Annotated in this window: 4 protein-coding genes; 2 read left to right on the top strand and 2 right to left on the bottom strand. The window is 66.9% G+C overall.

The annotated features are described in order from the left end of the window. On the top strand, positions 1-103 hold a 103-nt coding region (locus tag ACFE99_RS23775; protein WP_375489155.1), incomplete at its 5' end, for a hypothetical protein. Between the two features lie 17 nt (positions 104-120). After that, complete coding sequence (locus ACFE99_RS23770) at positions 121-1,605, top strand: flavin-containing monooxygenase (protein WP_375489153.1); 1,485 nt, start codon at positions 121-123, stop codon at positions 1,603-1,605. Between the two features lie 65 nt (positions 1,606-1,670). On the opposite strand, the gene metK is transcribed toward ACFE99_RS23770, so the two are convergent. After that, entirely contained in the window at positions 1,671-2,882 is a 1,212-nt protein-coding gene (metK, locus tag ACFE99_RS23765) for a methionine adenosyltransferase (protein WP_375489151.1), read from the bottom strand. Between the two features lie 99 nt (positions 2,883-2,981). Next, positions 2,982-3,850 (bottom strand): phosphopantothenoylcysteine decarboxylase (locus tag ACFE99_RS23760; RefSeq protein ID WP_375489149.1); only part of this gene is annotated, 869 nt, incomplete at its 5' end.

The raw sequence follows: 3,850 nt of genomic DNA, 5'->3' as shown, positions 1-3,850 counted from the left end.
CGGAGACGCTGGCGGCTATATCGGCTACGCCGGCGTGGTGCCAGCCGCCACCGAGGCCATGAACCGGGGGTTAGCGGCGCTGAAAGCAGCATTGCACCCCTAGCGGGTTACCGTTGCGGTATGACCAGCGCGCGCCCCGGATACCACACTGTGATCGTCGGCGCCGGGTTCTCCGGGATCGGCACCGCGATCAAACTCGACAAGGCGGGGCTGGGCAACTATGTGATGATCGAGGCCGGCGACGGTGTCGGCGGCACCTGGTACTGGAACACCTATCCCGGTATCGCCGTGGACATTCCGTCGTTTTCCTACCAGTTCTCGTTCGAGCAGAGCGCGCACTGGTCGCGGACCTACGCCCCCGGACACGAACTTCAGGCCTATGCGGAACACTGTGTCGACAAGTACGGCATCCGGCCGAAGATCCGGTTTGGCACCAAGGTCCTGGCCGCGCAGTTCGACGACGAGCAAAACCTATGGCGGGTACAGATCGATCCCGGCGGCGAAATCACCACCAGGTTCCTGGTTAGTGCAAGCGGCGTGCTGACCGTACCGAAGCTGCCCGACATCGACGGGGTGGACTCCTTCGACGGAATCACCATGCATACCGCCCGCTGGGACCACTCGCAACATCTGACCGGCAAGCGGGTCGCGGTGATCGGCACCGGAGCATCTGCCGTGCAGGTCATCCCGGAGATCGCGCCGATCGTCAAGCAGCTCACCGTGTTTCAGCGCACACCGATCTGGTGCTTTCCGAAATTCGATGTGCCGTTGCCGGCGCCGGCGCGCTGGGCGATGCGGGTACCCGGCGGCAAAGCTGTCCAGCGGCTGGCGAGCCAGGCCTTCGTCGAGGCGACTTTCCCGATCGCGGCGCATTACTTCACCGTTTTCCCGCTGGCCAAACGGATGGAAGCACTCGGGCTCGCCTACTTGCGCCAGCAGGTGCGCGACCCGGTGGTACGTGAGAAGCTCACCCCGAACTACGCCGTCGGCTGTAAACGCCCCGGCTTCCACAACGGCTATCTGGCGACCTTCAACCGCGACAACGTGCGGCTGGTCACCGAGCCGATCGACAAGATCACGCCCACCGGTGTGGCCACCAGCGACGGCGAAACACACGACGCCGACGTGCTAGTGCTGGCGACCGGCTTCAAGGTGATGGACACCGACAACGTCCCTACCTTCGCGGTCACCGGCAGCGGCGGCCGATCCCTGCGCCAGTTCTGGGACGAGCACCGGCTGCAGGCCTACGAGGGCGTCAGCATTCCCGGTTTTCCGAACCTGTTCAGCGTGTTCGGCCCTTACGGCTATGTCGGGTCGTCGTACTTTGCGCTGATCGAGACGCAGACCCATCACATCATGCGGTGCCTGAAACGGGCCCGCCGCCGCGGCGCGACCCGGGTCGAGGTGACCGAGGAAGCCAACGACCGCTATTTCGCCGAGATGATGCGCCGCCGGCACCGCCAGGTGTTCTGGCAGGACAGCTGCCGGCTGGCCAACAGCTACTACTTCGACAAGAACGGCGACGTGCCGCTGCGGCCCACAACCACGGTCGAGGCCTACTGGCGCAGCCGCCGCTTCGACCTCGACGACTACCGGTTCAGCTGACCGCCGAGCGGAACGCCGCGGCGAGAAAATCGTCGGAATCTCACCGTGGCACTACGCTCGTGCAGCTACACCGCGCGCTTGAGGTCGTCGACCTTGTCGAGCTGTTCCCAAGGCAGCTCGACGTCGGTGCGGCCGAAATGTCCATACGCGGCGGTCTGCGCGTAGATCGGCCGCAGCAGGTCCAGGTCGCGGATGATCGCTCCCGGACGCAGGTCGAACACCTCCCCGATGGCCTTCTCGATCTTGATTGGGTCGACGGTCTCGGTGCCGAACGTCTCGACGAACAGCCCGACCGGGGCGGCCTTGCCGATCGCGTAGGCGACCTGCACCTCGACTCGCTCGGCCAGCCCGGCGGCGACGACGTTCTTGGCCACCCAGCGCATCGCGTACGCCGCCGAGCGGTCCACCTTGGAGGGGTCCTTGCCGGAGAAGGCGCCGCCACCGTGGCGGGCCCAGCCGCCGTAGGTGTCGACGATGATCTTGCGGCCGGTCAAACCGGCGTCACCCATCGGCCCGCCCAGCACGAACTTGCCGGTCGGGTTGACCAGCAGCTGCACGTCGGAGGCGTCCAGGGTGTCGTGGGCCAGGTCGTCGAGCACTGTGTTGAGGACCTTTTCCCGGATGTCCGGGGTCAGCATGTCGTTCAGGTCGACGTCGGCGGCGTGCTGGGTGGAGATCACGACGGTATCCAGCCGCACTGGCACGTTGCCTTCGTAGGCGATGGTGACCTGGGTCTTGCCGTCCGGGCGCAGATACGGCAGCACGCCGTTCTTGCGGACCTCGGCCAGTCGACGGGACAGCCGATGGGCCAGCGCGATCGGTAGCGGCATCATTTCCGGGGTGTCTTTGATCGCGTAGCCGAACATCAGGCCCTGGTCACCGGCGCCCTGGGCGTCCAGCGGATCCGCGACCCCCTCGACGCGGGCCTCGTAGGCGGTGTCGACACCTTGGGCGATGTCGGGGGATTGCGCGCCGATGGCGATGTTCACCCCGCACGACGCGCCGTCGAAGCCTTTGTCGGAGGAGTCATAGCCGATCTCCAGGATGCGACTGCGGACGGTGTCGGTGATCTCGGCGAACGCCTCCTTGGCGTTGGTGGTCACCTCCCCGGCGACGTGGACCTGCCCGGTGGTCACCATGGTCTCGACGGCGACGCGTGAGCGGGGGTCGTCGGCCAGCAAAGCGTCGAGCACCGAGTCGCTGAGGGCGTCGCAGATCTTGTCGGGGTGTCCCTCGGTCACCGACTCGCTGGTGAACAGCCGACCCTTTTCGCTCACGCCCAGATCCTTCCGCGTCTTCGACAAAATGTTAGTCAGACGAATTATATCGTCGCGCCGTCCACCCGACCGGCCGGCATCGGCGTCACACGATTGGACTTACCCGCTGCCGCTGTGCAGAAAGGCGGCGATGGCGTCCACGATACGACTGGCCATCAGCGTCTTGGAGCCGTGTTGCAGCGCAGACTCGGTGCCGTCAGCGGCCAGCAGCCAGCCGTCGTTGCTGTCGACTTCGAAGGCCTTGCCCTCGCCGACGGCGTTGACCACTAGCAAGTCACATCCCTTGCGGCGCAACTTATTTCGCGCATGGAACAGCACGTCACCGTTCGCATCGCCGGTCTCGGCGGCGAACCCGACGATGGCTCGCATGTTGGGCAGCTGCCCCTCGGCGCGCGCCCGTACCGCGCCGGCCAGCACGTCGTCGTTTCGCACCAGATGGATCGCAGGCGGCTCCTCGACGCCTTTTTTGATCTTCGCGGTTGCGACCCGCGCGGGCCGGAAGTCCGCGACCGCGGCCGCCATCACGAGCACGTGCGCGTCGGGAGCATGCTTGGACACCGCGTCGCGCAACTGTTGCGCGGAGCTGACGTGCACTACGTCGACGCCGGCGGGGTCGATGAGCCCCGCGGTGTGTCCGGCGATCAAGGTGACGTCGGCGCCGCGCTGCGCGGCGACCCGGGCCACCGCGTAGCCCTGCTTGCCTGAGCTGCGGTTGCCGACGAAGCGCACCGGGTCGATCGGCTCGCGAGTGCCGCCGGCGGTCACCAGTACCTTGCAGCCGGCGAGGTCGTAGGGCAGCGCGTCGGAGCGTTCCAGCAGCAGGTGGGCGAACGTGGTGATCTCCTCGGCTTCGGGCAGCCGGCCGGCCCCGCTGTCGGCGCCGGTCAGTCGCCCGGATGCCGGCTCCAGCACCACCGCGCCGCGGCGCCGCAGCGTGGCCACGTTGTCGACGGTGGCCGGGTGCAACC

The organism is uncultured Mycobacterium sp., assembly GCF_964249325.1.
GTDB lineage: Bacteria > Actinomycetota > Actinomycetes > Mycobacteriales > Mycobacteriaceae > Mycobacterium.
This window is presented reverse-complemented; position numbering and strand designations above follow the sequence as displayed.